At 64.6% G+C, this 20,090-nt stretch carries 15 protein-coding genes and 1 rRNA gene; 9 read left to right on the forward strand and 7 right to left on the reverse strand.

What is annotated here, in order from left to right; translation table 11 throughout:
• The 6 genes from GCN74_RS24180 to GCN74_RS24205 form a co-directional block, all read right to left on the reverse strand.
• Nucleotides 1–71: ribosomal RNA gene (locus GCN74_RS24180) — 16S ribosomal RNA — on the reverse strand; the annotation flags it as partial.
• Nucleotides 72–459: 388 nt separating this feature from the next.
• Nucleotides 460–1,188, reverse strand: a complete 729-nt coding sequence (locus tag GCN74_RS24185; protein ID WP_152259030.1) for a YfaP family protein — start codon at nucleotides 1,186–1,188, stop codon at nucleotides 460–462.
• A 29-nt stretch (nucleotides 1,189–1,217) separates the two neighbouring features.
• A complete protein-coding gene (locus GCN74_RS24190) occupies nucleotides 1,218–2,921 on the reverse strand; it encodes a DUF2300 domain-containing protein (protein ID WP_226939199.1) in 1,704 nt (567 codons plus the stop codon).
• On the reverse strand, nucleotides 2,921–7,462 hold the full coding sequence (locus GCN74_RS24195; RefSeq protein ID WP_226939197.1) for an alpha-2-macroglobulin family protein: 4,542 nt from the start codon (nucleotides 7,460–7,462) through the stop codon (nucleotides 2,921–2,923). The genes GCN74_RS24190 and GCN74_RS24195 overlap by 1 nt, the downstream gene beginning before the upstream one ends.
• Nucleotides 7,463–7,470: 8 nt before the next feature.
• Complete coding sequence (locus GCN74_RS24200) at nucleotides 7,471–8,145, reverse strand: DUF1175 family protein (protein ID WP_152259033.1); 675 nt, start codon at nucleotides 8,143–8,145, stop codon at nucleotides 7,471–7,473.
• Nucleotides 8,142–9,761, reverse strand: a complete 1,620-nt coding sequence (locus tag GCN74_RS24205) for a DUF2138 family protein (protein WP_152259034.1) — start codon at nucleotides 9,759–9,761, stop codon at nucleotides 8,142–8,144. The genes GCN74_RS24200 and GCN74_RS24205 overlap by 4 nt, the downstream gene beginning before the upstream one ends.
• A 132-nt stretch (nucleotides 9,762–9,893) precedes the next feature.
• Between GCN74_RS24205 and GCN74_RS24210 the strand changes: the two genes are divergently transcribed.
• The 9 genes from GCN74_RS24210 (at nucleotide 9,894) to GCN74_RS24250 (ending at nucleotide 18,606) form a co-directional block, all read left to right on the forward strand.
• Entirely contained in the window at nucleotides 9,894–11,414 is a 1,521-nt protein-coding gene (locus GCN74_RS24210) for a B12-binding domain-containing radical SAM protein (protein WP_152259035.1), read from the forward strand.
• 57 nt (nucleotides 11,415–11,471) lie between these two features.
• Nucleotides 11,472–12,605, forward strand: coding sequence for an MlaE family ABC transporter permease (locus GCN74_RS24215; RefSeq protein ID WP_152259036.1), 1,134 nt, complete (start codon nucleotides 11,472–11,474; stop codon nucleotides 12,603–12,605).
• Nucleotides 12,605–13,501: an ABC transporter ATP-binding protein gene (locus GCN74_RS24220; protein ID WP_152259037.1), complete on the forward strand. Its 897-nt coding sequence runs from the start codon at nucleotides 12,605–12,607 to the stop codon at nucleotides 13,499–13,501. Before GCN74_RS24215 ends, GCN74_RS24220 begins: the two co-directional genes overlap by 1 nt.
• Nucleotides 13,501–14,460, forward strand: coding sequence for an MlaD family protein (locus tag GCN74_RS24225; RefSeq protein WP_152259038.1), 960 nt, complete (start codon nucleotides 13,501–13,503; stop codon nucleotides 14,458–14,460). Before GCN74_RS24220 ends, GCN74_RS24225 begins: the two co-directional genes overlap by 1 nt.
• Before the next feature lie 12 nt (nucleotides 14,461–14,472).
• Nucleotides 14,473–15,087, forward strand: a complete 615-nt coding sequence (locus GCN74_RS24230) for an ABC-type transport auxiliary lipoprotein family protein (protein ID WP_152259039.1) — start codon at nucleotides 14,473–14,475, stop codon at nucleotides 15,085–15,087.
• A gap of 10 nt (nucleotides 15,088–15,097) precedes the next feature.
• Nucleotides 15,098–16,285 (forward strand): VanZ family protein, encoded by a 1,188-nt coding sequence (locus GCN74_RS24235; protein WP_152259040.1) that lies wholly within the window; start codon nucleotides 15,098–15,100, stop codon nucleotides 16,283–16,285.
• Between the two features lie 40 nt (nucleotides 16,286–16,325).
• A complete protein-coding gene (locus tag GCN74_RS24240) occupies nucleotides 16,326–16,643 on the forward strand; it encodes a (2Fe-2S) ferredoxin domain-containing protein (protein WP_070310269.1) in 318 nt (105 codons plus the stop codon).
• A gap of 48 nt (nucleotides 16,644–16,691) precedes the next feature.
• Nucleotides 16,692–17,345, forward strand: coding sequence for an alpha/beta hydrolase (locus GCN74_RS24245; RefSeq protein WP_035828394.1), 654 nt, complete (start codon nucleotides 16,692–16,694; stop codon nucleotides 17,343–17,345).
• A gap of 115 nt (nucleotides 17,346–17,460) precedes the next feature.
• On the forward strand, nucleotides 17,461–18,606 hold the full coding sequence (locus tag GCN74_RS24250) for a D-alanyl-D-alanine carboxypeptidase family protein (RefSeq protein ID WP_152259041.1): 1,146 nt from the start codon (nucleotides 17,461–17,463) through the stop codon (nucleotides 18,604–18,606).
• Nucleotides 18,607–18,675: 69 nt separating this feature from the next.
• On the opposite strand, the gene GCN74_RS24255 is transcribed toward GCN74_RS24250, so the two are convergent.
• A complete protein-coding gene (locus GCN74_RS24255; protein WP_152259042.1) occupies nucleotides 18,676–20,076 on the reverse strand; it encodes a cytochrome c in 1,401 nt (466 codons plus the stop codon).
• Nucleotides 20,077–20,090: the final 14 nt, after the last annotated feature.

The following is a 20,090-nucleotide window of genomic DNA, read 5'->3' on the forward strand; positions in this document are numbered from 1 at the left end:
TGCCGTTCGACTTGCATGTGTAAGGCATGCCGCCAGCGTTCAATCTGAGCCAGGATCAAACTCTTCAGTTTAATCTCTGTTACTTTGCCGTTTTACCGGCACCGTCATTGCTGACGGGTCGCTCACTCAAAAAACTGACAGGCCACTACTTGCGTAGCGCCTATTTCATTATTTCTTGTGAACATTTGATATTTTAAGTATTACGCTGCTTACGCAGCGCTGCACTTACATCAAATGCCCACACTTATCGACTGTTAATTGTTAAAGAACTGTATTCGGTTACTGCTTTCGCACTATCGACAAAGCGTTGTGTTTGTCAGCTGCGAAGAAGGAAGAGTATGAAGCGTTTAGATCGTTTCGTCAACCTTCTTTTTTCACCCTGCTTTACTCGGCATTTGCATGCGTCGTTCAGCGAGGGGGCGAATTATAGCCAAGGTGCCGCGGCTCCGCAAGGACCATTTATGGCATGACGAACGATTTCACCAGGATCAGCTCGCCAGCGGCCCGCATCGGCACCTGGAAGCTCTGCAGCTTTTCACGCGGCGTGCCTTCATTGGTGATGATCGAAATGCGGGCGACGGTCAGCATGGAGGTATTCTCGCCACTGCCGTAGTAATTGACATAGGCGTGATAGTTGCCCTTCAGGGGCGCCGCGCTGGAAAAGATTTCCGGCCCATAGCCGGTCGTCACGTCCACATCCAGCGCGCCGCCATCTTTCAAGACGCGGTTGCCATACCAGGCGTGGCCACCGTCCGGCGTGACCACATGCAGATCGAGGTCGGTGCCGGCGCTGTCCCAGGACAGCACGATACGCAAGCGCGCCTGCGTCTTGCCCTGGTAGCTGTCGACAAACTGGGTGCGTGCACGGCTCCTGCCGTCGGGCGAACGCACTTCCACGCTGTTCGAACCGCTGCCGAAACCATACGGCCGCCCATAGCTGCCGTCCTCGCCCACTTCCATCGGCATCGCCACGCCATTGACCACCAGGGTAGCGGGCTTGCCCTTGACGGCGCCTGCGATGCGCCCCCGTATCTGCGCCGTCTCGGCCTGGCCCGGCTGCAGGTTGACCGACGAGGCGGGATAATTGACCGCCTGCGTATAGTCCTCGCGCGCGCCGGCCGAATTGCGCCAGCCGCCCTTCGGTGCATCGATCGTGACCTGGGCCTGCGCCCAGAGTGGCAATAACATTAGCGGAATCGAGCAACGGATATAAAAACTCACAGGGCCTCCAGGTTAAGATCGACGAGCCGGCGGGCCAGCCGCTCGACATATTCCTCGTCCTGCCCGCTCGGATGGCGGCGCAGGCCTAGGTGTAAATATTCATGGGCCAAGGTGATGCGGTCTTCGCGCGTGGCCAGCGGCCGCATGAAGATGCGGTTGCGCGACTGCTCCGAATACGGCGCGCCGCTGGACAGGGCGCAGACCAGCGGCGCTTGCGGCGGCGCTTCGTAGCCGGCTTCGCGCAGCAGCACGCGCTGCCAGCGCGGCACGGACCGCGCCAGCCAATCCTCGTTCTGCGCCAGGCGCCGGCAACGCACACCGGTATTGCCAACGGTGCTCAGCGCGCCGCCGGGATAGGCCGCCGCCAGCAATTCATCATAGCGCTTGCCTTGCCTGGCCTGGCGCACCGCCTCGCTCCACGCCATCGTGCCCTCGGACGGCAAGTTGCCGTGATAGCGCACGGTGACGCCGTCGACAATCAACTGGTCCGTCCAGCGCGCAATGGCCAGCGCCGCCGGCGTGGCAGGGCTGGGACTGACGCGCTGGGTCGCGCTGCTGTCGGCAATCTGCTGGCAGCCTGCCACGGTTGCCGCGTTCTGCTGCAAATACGTACGCGCGGCAATCGCCAGCGCCTTGGCCGCTTCCGGCTCACTGGCACTCGCTTCGCGGTCGAGCACCCGTGCCACATATTCATTGACGCCGAAGCGGCCGCGCAACCGCGGGCGGCCACCCTTCTCCTGCAACAGCATCAACTCGCCCGTGCTGCGCAAGGCGAGGTTCTGGCCATTTTCGAATTGCACGTGGTAGCGGCCATTGAGCGGACCGGATGCCGCCACGCCACGCTCGCCGCGCACGGCACGGATCGGATAGCGCGTGAAGTAATCGACCACCACGCAGCCGCCATCGTCGGCCGCGCCCACGGGCGGCAAGCTGGCGGCCAGCTTGGGCGCCCACTGCTCGAACACATTGCTGCTGCCGCCCGCGCCGCCAAACCAGATGGGCGTGCCATCGGCCAGCCAGCCGGCCCCGCCGCCGATACGTTCCTCTGCCCGGCGCTGCGCGTGCCAGGAATACGTCTTCACGCGCAGCTGGCTGCCGAACCAGCGCGCCGTGCCGGCACCGCGCCCGTCCAGCACCACGCGCAGCAGGGCCGCTTCGGCGTCCGCGCGGCTGGCGGCCGGTATGCTGTCCAGCGCGCGCAGCAGGCTATCCAACCGAACCAGCCGCCCCGGCGTAAGCTGCGCGGGATCGGACAACCAGGCAAAGTCGCCCGCCGGCGCACTGCCCAGGCGGCCCGTCCAGTACTGGCGCCACGACGCCTTCGCTATCATCAAACGCCCGGGCGAGAAAAATGGGCCGCAGGACTGCGCCAGCGCCGCATCACGGCCGATGCTCTGGCCCGCATCGCAGCAATACACTTCGTCCGGATCGCGGCCGCCGCAGCGGTAGTCCGGCATCGCCACCTTGTTATCGGCCGCGTATACATACACAAACAGCTTCCACAGGCTGGCCAGCGGCACTTGCCGCGCACCGTCGAAGGACGGCGAGAGCGGCGACGCGGCGCCGCCCTGGCGCAGCTGCCGCACTTCGATCTTGCCATCGCGCCACCAGGCCACATCCAGCGATTTTGCCGATGGCTGCGCCCACGCTGGCGCGGCCAGTAGCAGCGTTGCCAACAAGGCGGGAATTGCCACGCGCATCACTCGACCTTCAGTGCGCGCGTGGTCTTGCCGCCGCCCTCGAACGCTTTCTGCTCCGGCTGGTACATGCGGTAAAAGCGCGCAGGCGGCAGCACATAGCTGCCCTTTTGCGCAAAGCGCAGCAAATGGCGCACCGTCACGTCGCCGGCCAAAGGCTCGATGGGCACCGCATAGCCGTCGCGGCGCTCGGTGTGGCGCGCGCGTTCCAGCGCGGCCGGCTTGTCGCCCGCCATGACCATGCCCCAGGTGGTCGATTCGACCATGGCGCCCGGTGGCAGCGTCACTTCCAGCAAACCAAAACGGTGCTTCGCGCCCGGCGCCGCCTTGAGCGTGATTTCATCGAGGTACAGCGCGTCCGTGCTCAGCGCCTCGCCCGGCTTGACCAGCTCCGTCGTGTAGCCGCCTTTGCCTTGCTTCATGCGCAGGATGCGCCGCTCGACGGCAACCGGCAAGGTTTGCGCTTCGGCCGCGTGGCTGTCGTACTGCAGCACGGCCACCGTGCCCGCAGGTGCCGGCGCAGCGAGACGCAGTTTGTCAGGCTGGCCCTTGGCATCGCTCCAGCGCCAGACCGGCTGGCCGCTGCGGCTTTCCCGTTTTTGCCATGCGCCGTCCGGTGCGACGACAGGCCCCTTGCCGAACGATGCGCCACCCAGCTTCTTTTGCACCCACAGCAACGTCATCGCGCGGTCCAGGGTCGGCATCTCGGCGCGCACGCCGGCCAGCACCGCGTCGGCCTGCGATGGCGGCACTTCGCCGGCCAGCATCAGCAAGGCTTGCGCTACCGGCGCCCTGGACTCGCGCAATACCTGCCAGGCGCTGGCCACCTGCAGCTGCAGCCCATGCGGCAAGGCGATGCCATTCTGGCTGGCGACCAGCGCCACCAGGCCCAGCCCCATCGCCTGCGCCTCGCGGTCAAGGGCACCGCCCAGCAGCAGGCTGCCGCTGTCGCCCGCCTGGCGCGGCTTGCCGCCCAAAGTGGCGCTCGCGCTGTCGTCCACCAGGCCGGCTGCCAGCGTCTGCGTGGGCAGGCCCATCTCGCGCGCCATCCACAGCACCAGCGCGCGGTCGCTCATCGCATCTTTCAAGCCATGTTCGCTGTAGACGGCCAGCAGCTTGTTCCAGTGTTCGGGCGGCAGCTCGATGCGCAGCGCGCGCGACGCGTACCAGTCCGCGTAATACGCGTACGCCGTCATCAATGCATTGCCATCCGTGGCGTTGCCCCACCAGCCGAAGACGGCGCTCGGCCCCGCCATGGACACCAGGCGCAGGCGCTGCGCCGTCAGCAGCGTTTGCAGGCGTTCGCCTGCCGCGCCGGCGTCCGGCCCCAGGCTTTGCGTGGCCAGCGCCAGCGGAATCAAGCGGCTCGCCGTCTGCTCCACGCAGCCATACGGATAGTCGATCAGGTCGTCGGCAATGCGCGCGAACTGGCTGGCGGCCCCCTGCGCAAACGATACGCGGATATTGCGCGCGTCCGCCGGCAGCTTGAGCGGAATATCACCCGTGGCGCCGTCGAGCGGCAGCACCAGGGTGCGCGGACTGCTCCAGGCGGCGGGCAAGGTTTGCATGGCGGTGTCGAGCGCGTCGACCAGTTTGCCATTCTGCTTCAGCTCCAGGCGCAACGGCCCGCTGCCTGCGGCCAGCGGGAACTCCACGTAGTTGACGCCCGGCCTGGCCGACAGTTTTTCCGTCTTCGCTTGCGTGCCGCCTGCGCCGCCCGAGAGCACCACGTCGAGCGCCTGCTCCTTGCCGGTCTGGTTGAACACGGCCACCGAGGCACGCGGCGCATCGCCGGCGCGCATCCAGTCCGGCGCCGTCCACTTCGCATAGAAATGCTTGTCCGAGCGCAGATAGGCGGTGCGCTGGCCCACGCGCCCCTGCTCGTCCATCGCCCGGCCAGTGATGCGCCAGCGGGTCAGCGCGTCGGGCATGGTGAAGCTCACGCGCGCCTGGCCATTGGCATCGGTCTTCAGCGATGGCGCCCAGTACGCCGTATCGATATTGTCGCGGCGCGGACGCTCGAGCACCTTGACGCCGCGCTCGTTGTAATTGTGGCGCGCGGGCGCGCCGGCAGTACGCCCCTGCGCCATGTCGTAGCTGATGAAGGACAGGCTGGCCGTCGTGCGCACATTGTTGCGGCGCGGATGGTAGAAGAAGTCGCCGATGTCCGGCGCGATTTCCGGCTGCAGCACATAGATCATTTCATCGACCACGCCCAGCGCCACCATCGTGCTCAGAGGCTTGCCGTCCAGGGTGGCCGTGACGTCCAGGGTCACCTTCTCGCCCGGCTGGTAGACCTCCTTGTCGCTCTTGAACTGCAGCGCGATGCGCGGCTCGATCACTTGCAGGCCGGCGTTCTCGAACACGAAATCGCCATTGCGCGTGTACGCCACGGAGAACGTCATGTTGGGGCCATGCTCCTCCTTGACCGGGATGCGCACGCGCCACTGCCGCGGCGCCACCTGCTTCGCCTGGTACCAGGTGGCGGCGCCCGCCATCAAGCCATATTGCTCCACCTTGTCGCGCTCGAGCGTCAACAGCGCCTGGTCCACCTTGTCGGAGAAGGTGACCAAGGCCTCGGCGGTGTCACCCGGGCGATAGCGGGCGCGGTCCAGCACGATCTCGATGCTGCCCGGCGTCGTCTGCACGCCATCGCCCGACACCCAGTGGCTGGCGGCGGCCAGCAGGTTGCCGCGCTCGTCGCGCAGCGCCAGCCGGTACGAACCCGACGCGGGGAATGTCACGTCCCAGCCCTTGGCGTTCGGATCGAACGCACCTTCGGTCCTGCTCTGTTTTTCCAGCTGCACCATCTCCCAGCGCACGGGCTTGGCCGCGCCCTGACCATCGGCCACCAGGTCGAAATGCACGGCCTGGCCCGGATCGGAAAACTGGCGCGTGGCCTTCAGCTGGTAGCTGCTGCTCGAGCGCTCGATCATCAGTTCGCGCGTCGCCTTGACGCGGTAGGCCGCGCCATCGGTCGCCAGCACGGTCAGGATGTAGCGCGAGGGATCGGCCGCGGGCGGCAAGGTGAAGTCCACATTGCCGCTGCCGTCGCTCGTCACCTCCTCGGTCTTCAAGGCCACGGGGAACAGGCCGCTGTAACGCAACTCGCCCTCGACCATGGTGTTTTGCTGGCCGCGCAGCGACAAGGTCATCTTCGCGTTTTTCACCGGCTTGCCATCGGGGTAGCGCAGCGCGATGCTGCCCTTGACCGCTTCGCCCGTCTTGAATTCCGGTTTCGCTGGCTGGACGTTGATTTCAAAGTGCGGCTTGACGTATTCGGCCACGCGGAAGGCCGCGCCATAGGCGCCGTCCTTGTAATTGAAGCGCAGTTCATAGCCGCCGGCGGTGGCTTCCACGGGCAGGCGGAAGCGCGTGTCGGCGCCCGTGTCGCTAGATAACTGCAGCGTCTGCGTCAGCAGCGGCGTGCCGTTCGGATTGAGCACGGTCAAGCTTAGCGGAGCACCAGCCGCCGCCTGCGAGTTGCGCGCCGACGTGAATTCGCGGCCCACAAACTTGACGTTGACTTCATCGCCTGGCCGGTACAGGGGCCGGTCCGTCACCGCATAAATCTTGGTGTTGTAGATCTCGCTGTCGTAGTAAAAATTCTCGGACACGAACACGCCGCCGGCGCGGTCCTGGCCCAGCACATACGTATGTTCGGGGCTGCCGCGCTCGAGCGAGGCGACGCCGTCGGCGCCCGTAATGGCCGACTGCAGCACGCCCGTGCCGTCGGTCCACGCCACGCTGGCGCCGGCCACGGCGGCGCTGTTGTCGCGCCGCGCCGTCCACACCAGCATCTGGCCGGACGATACCTTGGTGACGGCCACCGTATCCGACACGAACACCAGGGTGGTGGCGCGGTGTTCGCCGATGATCGCTTCGATCAGGTACAAACCCGGCTTGCGCTTGCCCAGCGGGATCATCACATTGCCGGCGCCGGCGACGATGAAGTCGCTGCTCGAGCCATCGAGCTTGACGCCTTTCGGCGGCGCGATGGCCTTGGCCTGCCAGATCGGATAGCGGAAGCTGTCGACCAGCTCCATGCCCTTGATCGGCTTGTATTGCGGATGGTTGGCGAACACGGTGCGCCGGCGGATCGCGTCATTCGTCGCCAGCTGCGGCTGTTCCTTGGTTACCGCGCGGCGCGCCTCGCCGGAAAACAGCTTGCGCCAGGCCAGGCGCGACTGCTTCCACCAGCTATCCCACAGAAAGCTCAAGGTGTTGGCCAGGCCCTCGCCCTGGTAATTGCCCTCCACCTGGATGCGGTGCAGATTGCGCTGTTTTTTCAGGAACTCCATCGGTTCGGGCACGCGGTAGACGACGATGTCCGCGCCGGAATACGCTTCCAGGTTCATGCGCCCCATGTCGCGGCCCGGCACCTCGAGCCGCACACGCGACTCGTCGCCGCTGCCGTAGCTGGCATCCGACAGCAAAAAGAAAGGTTCGCCCTTGAAGGTGGCGTAGTTGCTGGGCTCGCGCTCCTGCGCCGAGGCGCCATGCGTGAGCAGCAGCGCCAGCACGCCGGCAAATAACAGCTTCATGAGAAGCTTCATGACAAGAACGCCAGCCGGAACACACCGGCGAAATTCGGATTGTTGACCACAGGTTGCCACCGCGTGTCCTTCCAGCTCGTGAGTTCTTTGATATCGACGGTCCGCAAACCATTGTCGTCGGGGGTGACGGTGCCGGTGTGGTAGGCGATGCGCGCCCCCATCCAGACCATCAGGTGCTGTTCATCGCCCTGGTCGAAGAACAGCAGGTCGCCGGGCAGCGCCTGGCTGATTTCGCGGGCGATGAAGCGGCTGTTGTGCTGCACCAGCGCCAGCGCCGTGACGAAGTGGCCGACACTGCCGCCCGTCTGCACCCAGCGGTTGCGCAGGGCCGCCTGGGCCCCGTTCAGTTCCAGCTCGGGCGGCAGGCGCCGGTCGCTGACGATGCCGTTTGCGCGCAGCCACTTCGCGTCATGCACGGTGAGCGCTTCGTTGACGGCAAAGCGCACGAGGCCGGCGCAATCGCGGTGCGTCCAGCGCGGCGACGGTCCCCGTTCGATCTGTGCGTTGACGATGCGCAGCATCCAGGCCTGGAACGCGCGGCTCTGGGCCTGCGACAGCTGCACTTGCGGCTCGGCAGCCGCGCGCAGGGCCCACGCCCGGGGCGCCGCCACGGTGGCGGCGCAGGCCGCCAGCCAGCGCAAGGCGGCACGGCGCGCATGCCGCACCGTCATCGTGCAGTCTCCTGCCATTCCAGCGTTTCCCATGACGTGCCGCTGGCTGGCTGCCGCTTGAGCACCATGCGCAGCGGCGGATATTTTTTCAAGGCGTTCAGGCGCGGCACCAGGTGTTCGTTGGCGGCCGCGCGCAGTACCGGTTCGTTATTGGCCGGCAGGGTATCGAAGGCTTCCAGCTGGATCAGCCGGGCCAGCGACGCGGGCGCGATCAGGCCGATGGTATGCGCGCCATCGGGCAGCAGGTCGCTGGCCGCCGGGGCCTGCTTGCGGCGCACGGCCAGCACCTGGTCCACCAGCTTGCCATCGGCCGAGAAGACAACGGTATTGCCGGCCACGGCCAGCGCCGGCGTGGACTGGCCCAGGGCAGTGGCGACGCTGCGCTCCCAGCGTACGAACCCTCCTTTAGCATCCTTGCCGCTCGTCTTGCGCACGGGGTCCTTGCCGCCGATGGCTGCCTCGAACAGGCTTCCATAGACAGCGTCATCCCCGGCCTGCGCACTGCGCGTGGCGACAAACACCGGCGTATGCAGGCGCGACGTCCCGTACCAGCAGGCGGCGGCCGGGCCTTGCAAGTGCCCGGCCAGCGGCGCCACCGGCTCGGAGGTGTTGCTCCCCAGGCGCTTGAGCACGGGCTGCAGCGCGGTCCAGTCCACCGGCACGCTGAAGCAGGCGCTGGGACTGTGCGGCAGCACGGGCCACAGGGCGCTGCTGTCGTAGCCGCCGTTTTTTAGCTTGTCGGCATTGAGCAGCACCTTGGACTGCCAGGCGCCCTGTTGAAAATCGAAGCGCAGTGCTTCGAGCGCGCCGAAGAACGGCTGGTAGCCGAACGACAGGAAGTCCGCCTTGACGGCGATGCTGTGGCCCTCGGGCGCGGCGCCGTCGAGATGGAATTGCGCATGGAAGACGTTCTGCTTGGCCGCTTCCGGCGCCAGCAGGCTGGCCACGGTTTTCTCGGCCGTGCCATCGCCCTTCTTGCCGTCGGCGCCGCCGTACAGCATGCCCGGATGGGACAGGATGACCAGGCGCTGGCCATGCGCGGCAAACAGCAAGGTGCGCTGGTAGGCGTAATTGAGCGCATACACGGGCACCTGGCCGCCATCGACGCGCAAGCTGCCGGCCACGCGCATCTGCTTATCCTTCAAGGCGATCTTGCCCGCTTCCTCCAGCAGGCGCGTCAGCTGGCTGCGCGATACGGCGATGGCGAAATGCTTGAGCGAGCCGTCGGCGTCGCGCCACAGGGCCACTTCCGCGGGCTGGTCCAGCACCATACGCAGCAGCTGGTCGCCCCATCCCAGCGCATGTTCGTAGGCGATGCGGCGCAGGCTGCCCTTGAGTCCCAGGCGGTCTTCGCTTTGCTCGTAATAGAACAGGAAGTCCTCGCGCAGCACGTCGCGCGCCAGCGGCACCGTCAGCAAGTCGCGCGGCAAGGCCGATAGGCTTTTCGTCCGGACCAGCGCGTCGGGCCGGGACAAATCCAGCTTCAGGCCGTTGACCGGTCCCATCGCGCCCCAGCCGAAGACCCGGTAAGCGACCAGCGCGGCGGCCACCACTGCCACGCCGCCCAGCGCCCCGAGCAGGACTTTCTTGTTGAGTACTTTTTTCGCCAGCACCATGTATCCTTTTTACCCTGCCGAAGCATTGACAAGTTAGTAATTATTAACAAATGGTAACATGGCATTTGTGGCCGCAGCGCACAGCTGACGCGACAGCGTAAAATAGCGGTTTCGCCGTTTCAATCGCCTCCCATGACCATCCTGCTCTCCACTTTGAACGCCCGCTACACCCACGCCTCGCTGGGCTTGCGCTACCTGCTGGCCAATATGGGGCCGCTGCAGGCACAGACGCGGCTGCAGGAATTCGTCATCGGCACGAAAACCACGGAACTGGTCGAACGCATCCTGGCGAACAAGCCCCGCATCATCGGTTTTGGCGTGTATATATGGAACGTCGAGGAAACAACAAAGCTGGTGGCCATGCTCAAGCGCGTGGCGCCCGAAGTCGTCATCGTGCTGGGCGGGCCGGAAGTGTCGCATGAGGCGGGCGAGCAAGAAATCGTCAAGCTGGCCGACTACCTGATCACGGGCTGGGGCGACGTCACCTTCCCCAAGCTGTGCGGCGAGATCCTCCACGGCCCCAAGCCGCTGATGAAGATCCACGCAGGCGTGCAGGCGCCGCTGGCGGAACTGCAGCTGCCCTACTCCTTGTATACGGACGACGATATCCGCCACCGCACGATTTACGTGGAAGCGTCGCGCGGCTGCCCGTTCAAGTGCGAATTCTGCCTGTCCGCGCTGGACAAGACGGCCTGGCCCTTTGCCCTGGAGAATTTCCTGGCCGAAATGGAATCCCTGCATGCGCGCGGCGCCCGCCTGTTCAAGTTCGTCGACCGCACCTTCAACCTGAACATCAAGACCAGCCTGAAGATCATGCAGTTCTTCCTGGACAAGATCGAGGCAAATCCGGACGACCCGATCTACGCCCACTTCGAGCTGGTGCCCGACCACCTGCCCGACGCCTTGAAAGAAGGCATCAGCAAATTCCCGCCCGGCGCGCTGCAGTTCGAGATCGGCATCCAGAGTTTCAATCCGGACGTGCAGTCGCTGGTCAGCCGCAAGCAGGATAATCAAAAGGCGGCCGACAACATCCGCTGGCTGTGCGAAGAATCGAACGCCCACCTGCACGTGGACTTGATCGCCGGCTTGCCGGGCGAGGATGAAGCGAGCTTCGCGGCCGGCTTCAACAAGCTGGTGGCCCTGAAGCCGCATGAAATCCAGTTCGGCATCCTGAAGCGGCTGCGCGGCACGCCCATCATCCGCCACACGGAAAACTATGGCATGGTGTTCGACCCGCACCCGCCGTACACCATCCTGGCAAACAAGCAGCTCGATTTCATGAGCATGCAGCGCCTCGTGCGCTTCGCCCGCTACTGGGACCTGGTGGCCAACTCGGGCCGCTTTGCCAATACGGTGCAATGGATGCTGGGCGAGGCGCCATTTGAAAATTTCATGGACTTTTCGAACTGGCTGTACGCCCACACGGACGCCACCCACCGCATCGCCATGGAGCGCCTGGCCAAGCTGGTGGCGCAATGGCTGCAGACGCGCGGCATGAGCGCACTTGAAGCCAATGCCCTCGTGTCCAGCGACTATGCGGGCGGCGCGCAGGCGGCCGCGCACGCCAAGCCAAGCGAAGTGAGTACTAGCAATGCCAAGGTGCGCCCGGACGTCGCCCTGCCGCAGCGGCAGGCGCGCCACCTGGCATCCTGACGGGCCGGCGATTGAACAGCGGTGGCGGTCTGCGCCATTCTCCCTTAAACTGGCACGATGCCGACTGTACAATCGCCGAAACTGACCCTCTCCCAGACCAGCTCCCAACAGGGAGCCCTTGTCACTGCCAGCGGCACCTGGCAGGTGCATGCGCTGGCGCATGACAATGCCATCAAGGCCATCGATGCCCAGCTCAAGCCCCTGCAGGACGCCGCCGCCGTGCAATGGGACCTGTCGCAGATCGACAGCATGGACCATATCGGCGCCCAGCTGTTCTGGAATGCCTGGGGCAAGCGGCGTCCCGCGCAGCTGACCCTGGCGCCGTCGCTGGAAGAGTTTTTCCGGCGCATCGAAGAGACGGGCCCCCTGGAAACGCCGCCCTCGCGCGCCAACCGCCTCACGCCCGTGATGAAGCTGGGCATGGCCATCTTGCTGTTTTTCGAACATTTGAAGGGTTTCATTGCCCTCGTGGGCCAGGTGACGCAGGATATCGGCCGCTTCGCGCGCCATCCCATGCGCGGGCCGTGGCGTGAAATTTCCGCCAACATCTTCCATGCGGGCTTCCAGGCGCTGGGCATCACGGCCCTCGTGGGCTTTCTGATCGGCGTCGTGCTGTCCTACTTGTCCGCCCAGCAACTACGCGCGTTTGGCGGCGACATCTACCTGGTCAACCTGCTGGGCATGAGCATCATCCGCGAACTGGGGCCCTTGCTGGCCGCCATCCTCGTGGCGGGCCGCTCGGGCTCCTCCATCACGGCGCAGCTGGGCGTCATGCGCGTCACGGAAGAGCTCGACGCCATGCTGGTGATGGGCATTTCGCACGGTTTCCGCCTGATCATGCCAAAAGTGCTGGCCCTGGCCATTTCCATGCCCCTGCTCGTCATCTGGACGGACACGGCCGCGCTAATCGGCGGCATGGTGGCGGCCAAGGTGGAACTGAACCTGTCGGCGCGCTACTTCATCCAGAAGCTGCCCGACGCCGTACCGCTGGCCAACTACATGATCGGCCTGGGCAAGGGCGCCATCTTCGGCATGCTGATCGCCCTCGTCTCCTGCCATTTCGGCCTGCGCATCAAGGCCAACACGGAAAGCCTGGGACGCGGCACCACCACCGCCGTCGTCACGGCCATCACCGTGGTAATCCTGGCCGACGCCGTGTTTGCCATCGTCTTCAATGGAGTGGGATATTGATGGCGGACAACGATATCGCTTGCGGCACGGGCAAGGAAGGCCAGTTCAACCTGCACGGCAGCGCGCCCGTGGTGGAAATCACCAATCTGTGGACCAAGTTCGGCCGCACCGTCGTGCACCAGGACTTGAACCTGGAAATCGAACGGGGCGAAATCCTCTCCATCGTAGGCGGCTCCGGCACGGGCAAGACGGTGCTGCTGCGCCAGATGCTGGGCCTGGAACACCCGGCGCGCGGCTGCGTCAAGGTCTTTGGCGAGGATATCAACCAGGCCAGCTCCGACCAGCTGCAGCAATTGCGCAACCACTGGGGCATGCTGTTCCAGCAAGGCGCCCTGTATTCGGCCCTGACCGTGTTCGACAACGTGGCCCAGCCCATGCGCGAATTGCGCGTGCTGCCCGAGGCGCTGATACGCGACGCGGTACTATTAAAGATGAACATGGTGGGACTGGGTCCGGAACATGCGCTGAAAATGCCGTCGGACCTGTCGGGCGGCATGATCAAGCGCGTGGCCCTGGCGCGCGCCCTGGCGCTGGAACCGAAGCTGCTGTTCCTCGACGAGCCGACGGCGGGCCTGGACCCGGACTTGTCGGAAAGTTTCGTGTCCCTGATCCAGTCGCTGCACCGCGAGCTGGGCTTGACGGTGGTGATGGTCACGCATGACCTCGACACCCTGTTTGCCCTGTCCACGCGCATCGCCGTGCTGGCGGCAAAACACGTGATCGCCATCGGCCCCACGCGCGAGGTGATCGAAGTCGACCACCCGTTCATCAAGCAATTTTTCCTCGGCGACCGCGGCAAGCGCGCACTGGCCGTCCTCGATGAAAAACCGGCGGCAGACGGCAAGGCGGCGCAGCCAGGCGACGACGCCGGCACAGACAAGAAAGCGGAGAAGTAATGGAAAACAGATCACACGCCCTGATGACGGGATTTTTTACACTCACTTTGCTGGTGGCCGCCATTCTGTTCGGCGTCTGGTTCAACCGCGACCGCGTGGAAAGAGTCCCGTACCTGCTCGCCACCACCCTGTCCGTGCCGGGCCTCAATCCGCAGGCGACCGTGCGCTACCGTGGCCTGGAAGTGGGCAAGGTCGACGCCATCGATTTCGACACGCAAAAGGCGGGGCAGATCCTCGTGCACATCAGCGTGGCGCCCGATACCCCCGTCACCAACACCACTTTTGCCACCCTGGGCTACCAGGGCGTGACGGGCATCGCCTACATCCAGCTCGACGATGAGCACGTGGGTTCGACATTGCTGGGTACCAGCAAGGACAAGCCTTCGCTGATTCCCCTGCGCGCGGGCTTGCTGGACCAGCTGGAAAAGCGAGGCAAGCGCATCCTCGACCAGGCCGAGCAGATCACCAACAAGGTCAACAACCTGCTCAGCCCCGACAACCAGGCAGCCATGCTGGGCGCCTTCAATGAAGTGGGCAAGGCGGCCAAGGCCTTTGGCGCCATTCCGCAGCAGCTGGAACCGACCTTGACGCAATTGCCCCAGCTGACGGAACAGACGCGCCAGACCTTGACGGCCGTCAGCACGGCCAGCAAGAACGTGTCGGACTTGACGGCCACGTGGAAAAAGCTGGGCACCGATATCCAGGCGCCCGGCGGCGTGCTCGAAAAGGTCAACGGCACGGTCGACAGGGTGGGCAATTCGGTGGAAACGGTGGCCAATGGCGTGTCCCTGGAAGTCTTGCCGCAAGTCATAGAACTGAGCGGCGAGGCGCGTTCCTCGATGCGCGCCCTGAAAACCACCATGAGCACGCTCAACGAACAGCCGCAGAGCATCTTGTTCGGCGCCCCAGACATTCCGCCCGGCCCGGGCGAGCCCGGTTTTTCGGCGCCGGGCAAATAAGGAGAACACAGCATGCATATCCCTCGCAATCTCAGCGCACTGATGCTGGCCGGCGCTTTCCTGCTGGGCGGCTGCGCCAGCCGCGGCCCCGTCCCCACTTTTTATGATTTCGGCCCGGCCGCGCCCCAGGCGGCGGCACAGACGGCCGCGCCCGCCGTGCCCGTGCTGGTGATCGCCGACGCCAACGGCCCTTCCTGGCTGGACAGCCAGCGCATGTACTACCGCCTGCTGTACGCCGATGCGCAGCAATCGCGGCCGTACGCCTACAACCGCTGGAACACGCCGCCGCTGCAGCTGCTGAGCCAGCGCCTGAAGACGCGCGTGGCGCAAAGCGGCGTGAAAGTGCTGTCGACCACGGACGCGGCCGCCGGCATGCCCCTGCTGCGCATCGACGTCGATGATTTTTCGCAAAACTTCGATACGCAGACGCAAAGCAGCGGCCATGTGTCGCTGCGCGCCTCGCTGTTCCGCGGCCACCGCCTGATCGACCAGAAAACCTTCAGCCGCAGCGGCCCGTCCGCCAGCGCCGATGCGCAAGGGGGCGCGCAGGCGCTGGCGGCTGCCTCGGACGCCATCGCCGCCGACCTGCTGGCCTGGCTGGGCACGCTGACCATCCCGAAAGAGTGACCGCGACCGAATGACCGCCTCCGCAGCCCCTGCCAGCCCGCCCGCGCCACTGCCGCCCGCACGCCCGTCGCCCGTGTCGCGCGCGACCCTGCTCGCCTACGTCTTCCTGATCGTGTACGCCAGCTGGTTCCCGTTCACGGGCTGGCACAGCAACGGCTTGTCGCCGCTGACCTTCCTGGAAAACACGCGCATGCCCCGCTACTGGACGGGCTTTGACGTGGGCATCAACATCGTCGGCTACATCCCGCTGGGCGCGCTGATCGTGTATTCGCTGTTTCCAAGGATGACGGGTTTCCTCGCCGTCGTCGTCGCCAGCCTGTGCGGCGTCTTCATTTCCGGCAGCATGGAGGCGGTGCAAACCTATCTGCCCAGCCGCGTGTCGTCGAATCTCGACTTTTATACGAATTCGGCGGGCTGCCTCATCGGCTCCATCATCGGCGCCTTGACGGCGCGCAAGCTGCTGGACCACAGCCACTTGCTGCGCCTGCGCCAGCGCTGGTTTGCCCAGCATGCGAGCCAGGGCCTGGTGCTGGTGGCCCTGTGGCCGCTGGCGCAAATCTATCCGCAAGGCTATCTGTTCGGCCTGGGCCAGCTGCTGCCCATCCTGTCGGACTGGGCTTCCACCCTGATGGGCATGGAAATCGACCTGGCCACGTATCTGCGTCCCGACACGATATTAACGGTTGAGCAATACTGGCTATCGGAAACCATCATCACGGCCTGCGGCATGACGGGCGCCGTGCTCACCTTGCTATGCCTGCTACGCCGCGCCGCGCCCCGTGCCGTGCTGATGCTGGTCCTGATCGCCGCGGCCCTGATCGTGCGCTCGATGGCCAGCGCGCTGCTGTTTTCGCCGCAAAACGCCTTCGTCTGGATCACGCCGGGCGCCCAGGGCGGCTTCCTGATCGGCCTGATCATGCTGGGCGGCCTGGCCTTCGCGCCCCACGTGGCGCAGCGCCGCATCGCGGCCGCCACCTTGCTGCTAAGCCTGGTAATGGTGAATACGACGCCCATCAATCCGTATTTCATGTCCACCTTGCAAGGCTGGGTACAAGGCAAGTTCCTCAACTTCAATGGCGCGGCGCAATTCCTGGCCCTGCTGTGGCCTTTCATGGCCCTGTGGTTCCTGTGCCTGCCCTCGCACCGGCTGAACCGGCAGGACGATGTGCAGCGCCAGCGTCGCGAAGACCACCCATAAGCGCTATCATGGCGCATTGATGAATCAGCAGGAGCATAGTATGAGCGACGCACCGTATTTTGAACGCCACGTTTTTTTCTGCATGAACAAACGTGAAGACGGCCGCAACAGCTGCGGCGACCATGGCGCGGAAGCGGCGCAAAAGCATTGCAAGCGCCGCATCAAGGAGCTCGACATGAATGGCGCGGGCAAGATCCGCATCAACCAGGCCGGCTGCATGGACCGCTGCGAAGAAGGCCCGCTGCTGGTGATCTACCCGGAAGCGACCTGGTACACCTATGTCGACACCAGCGATATCGATGAAATCATCGATACGCACCTGGTGGGCGGCAAGGTTGTCGAACGCCTGAAAATCTAAGCTCCATATTTAATCTTAATTTAAGCGTAAGCCACCAGTATGAGCATCATGAACAGAAACTCGGAAAAATTTACCCTCGCCGGCCATGCAGGCAGCATGGAAGGCTTGCTCGATTTCCCGGCAGACACCCCGCGCGGCATCGCCCTCGTTGCCCATCCGCACCCGCTGTACGGCGGCACGATGGATAACAAGGTCACGCAAACCCTGGCGCGCGCGTTTGTCGCCCTCGGTTACGTGGTGGCGCGCATCAACTTCCGCGGCGTGGGCGCCTCGGAAGGCGTGCACGACCATGGCGCGGGCGAGACGGACGACATGCAATTGCTGTATGAACACATGCGCGGCCTGTACCCGGGCTTGCCCGTGGCCTTGTCCGGTTTCTCGTTCGGTACCTTCGTGCAATCGAAACTGCAGGAACGCCTGGCCGCCGCCGGCACGCCCGTCGAGCGCCTGGCGCTGATCGGCAGCGCGGCCGGCAAGTGGGCCATGGCCGACATCCCGGCCGACACCATTCTGATCCACGGCGAACTGGACGACACCATTCCCCTGTCCGCCGTCTTCGACTGGGCCCGTCCACAAGACATCCCCGTGATCGTGATCCCCGGCGCCGACCACTTTTTCCACCGCAAACTCAATCACATCAAGAACCTCGTGATTGCGCTGTGGCATGGTGACAAACCCGCAATCGCAGCCGATGATCATTGAAGTGTGGGCTTACTAGCGCTTCCACGGCTATAATTGATCCGTTTTTTCCACGCGGCCATGTAAGTAGCAACGACATGGCCCTCAGCCTTCATCTTTTTCTCGCAGACCAGCCTCCATGAAAAAACTTTTAGCGGCACTGGCCTCCAGTGTACTTTTCCTATCCGCCGCCTTCGCCCAGAGCGTTCCAGCCCCGACCATCGCCGCCAAGTCCTGGCTGCTGCTCGACGCCACCAGTGGCCAGATCATTGCTTCGCAAGATCCGGACGCGCGCATCGAACCGGCATCGTTGACCAAGATCATGACGGCTTACCTGACGTTTGCCGCCATCCGCGAAAAGAAACTGGCGCTGGACCAAAAAGTGAATGTCTCCGTGCGCGCCTGGAAAGTCGATTCGAGCAGCTCGAAGATGTTCATCGACCCGGCCACGCCCGTGTCGATCGACGACTTGCTGCATGGCCTGATGATTCAGTCGGGTAACGATGCCGCCGTGGCGCTGGCTGAAGCCGTTGCCGGCGATGAGGGCACTTTCGTCGTGCTGATGAACCGAGAAGCGCAGCGCATGGGCCTGAAAAACACGCGTTTTGCCAATCCGCATGGTTTGCCTAGCCCGGAAAACTATTCCACCGCGCAAGATCTGTCCGTGCTGGCCCAGCGCGTGATCGCCGACTACCCGGAATTCTACAAAATCGATTCCATCAAGAGTTTCACTTACAATAAGATCACCCAGCCTAACCGCAACCGCCTGCTGTGGCTGGACCCTACCGTGGATGGCATGAAGACGGGCCACACGGAAGCGGCCGGCTATTGCATGATCGCCTCGGCCCGCCGTCCAGGCGGCACGGGCGAGCGCCGCCTGATCTCCGTGGTACTGGGCACCACGTCCGACCAGGCCCGCACGCAGGAAAGCCAGAAGCTGCTGAACTGGGGCTTCCAGAACTTCGATACGGTCAAGCTGTACTCGAAAGGCCAGGCCGTGGCCACGCCGGAAGTGTGGAAAGGCTCGAAAGGCACCGTGAAAATCGGTTTCGCGCGCGACGTGCTCGTCACCGTACCAAAAGGCACGGCTGCCAAGATGAAACCTGTGCTGGAACGCAAGGACCCGCTGGTCGCGCCACTGGCTGAAAACGCCCCCGTGGGCAAGCTGAAAATGATGGTCGACGACAAAGTGCTGCTGGAACTGCCCGTCGTGGCCCTGGAAACCATCAACCAGGCAACCATCTTCGGCCGCGCTTGGGATTCGATGCGTCTGTGGATGAAATAAGCAGTTAGCACTCCCATCAAAAATGCCCGCATCGCTGCGGGCATTTTTTTCGTCTTGCGCTACGCCACATTACTTCAGCGGCGCATCCTTCAGATGCGGCTTGCGCGCCACGGGCGGGAAGGTGCCCGGACGGCCTGCCGCAAACGTCGCTTCCGTCTGCGATGCTTCCACCGGCACGGACAGCTTGCGCACCTTGGCCACCTGCGCCGCCGTTACCGGTGTGCCGCGGTTGCCCCAGCTGGTCTGGATGAAGGTCACCACCTGCGCAGTCTGCTCATCGTTGAAGATGTCCGCATACGGCGCCATCGTCAGCGCCGACGGCGCCGTGCGCGTGGCGGGCACGGCGCCGCCCGACAGCACGATGTTGATGGCCGAGGTCGGGTCATTCGTCTGCAGCACGGCATTGCCGGCCAGCGCAGGGAAAGCCTTGTCGTAGCCCTTGCCGTCGGAACGGTGGCAGCCGGCACAGCGGTCCAGGTACAGCTGGGCCCCCGTGGAATTGACGATGCCGCTGAACAATTGCTTGCCCAGCTTGTCGTCCGCCACGAAGGCGGGTGTGGCCGGATTCGATGGCGGCAACGATTTCAGGTATTTCGCCATGGCCGCCAGGTCGCCATCCGTCATGTGCTGCATGGAATGGGCCACCACGTCGTTCATGGCGCCAAACGACGCCGTATGGCTGTTGCGGCCCGTCTTCAGGAATTCGGCGATCTCCGCCGCGCTCCAGCGCGCCAAACCGCCGCCATGCTCATTGCGCAGCGAGGGCACGGACCAGCCGTCGATCACGCCGCCGCCCGCCAGGAAGGTGGTATTCCCCTCGTCCGTCAGCGATTTTTCCTGCATGCCCACGCCGCGCGCCGTATGGCAGGCGCCGCAGTGGCCCAGGCCCTGCACCAGGTAGGCGCCGCGCAGCAATTGCGCATCGCCCGTCGCCGGTACCTTGTACGGCTGCGGCGTGGGCGCGAAGGCCCAGCGCCAGATGGTCAGGGGGAAACGCATCGACAGGGGCCAGGGAATGTCGGCCGCCTTGTTCGGCGTCGGGTCCGCCTTCACGCCATGCATGAAATAAGCGTACAGCGCCTGCATGTCCGCTTCGCTCAAACGCGAGTACGAGGGATACGGCATGGCCGGATACACGGTGTAGCCGTGCTTGGTCACGCCGGTGCGCATCAGCTTGTCGAAATCGGCAAAGCTCCAGTCGCCGATGCCGGCCTTTTTATCGGGCGTGATATTCGTGGAATATACCTTGCCGATCGGCGTTTCCATGCCCAGGCCGCCCGCGAACGGATGGCCCTTCGTGCCGGCCGTATGGCAGGCGATGCAGTCGCCCGCGCGGGCCAGGTATTCGCCCTGGCGTATCAGCTGGGCGTTCGGGACGGTGGCGGCGGTGGCCGGGGTGGCAGACCAGGCGGTGCTCGAGGCAAGCGCCAGCAGCAGCGCGCCCACGGTATGGGTGAATGTGTTGTTCATCTTCTTGTTCTTTA

The sequence above is a fragment of the Janthinobacterium sp. FT14W genome (assembly GCF_009208755.1).
GTDB lineage: Bacteria > Pseudomonadota > Gammaproteobacteria > Burkholderiales > Burkholderiaceae_D > Janthinobacterium > Janthinobacterium violaceinigrum.